The 210-nt window shown below is 65.2% G+C and carries 1 protein-coding gene; it reads left to right on the top strand.

Features of this window, described 5'->3' with window-relative positions; all coding sequences use genetic code 11:
- Window positions 1-210 (top strand): hypothetical protein (locus ACYP33_RS23180; RefSeq protein WP_459624091.1); only part of this gene is annotated, 210 nt, incomplete at both ends.

Here is a 210-nt window from a genome sequence, read left to right as displayed (position 1 = left end):
GCGACCGGGTGCAAACCTCGACCGACGGCGGGCGTACGTGGCAAGACGCGTTGATGCAGTCGAACGGCAAATGGGTGGCGATCGATCCGAATGCGCACACCGGCAACTGGACGATTCAGACGCGCGTGATGAATGGCGCAGGCACCCGGAGCGGGGACAGCACGGCGGTCGTGCTGAAGACCTCGACGGCGATGCTGACCGACGTGTCGT

It is taken from the genome of Burkholderia sp. 3C, assembly GCF_054589155.1.
The sequence above is the reverse complement of the archived record's forward strand: the minus strand, read 5'-3'. Positions and strand labels throughout refer to the sequence as shown.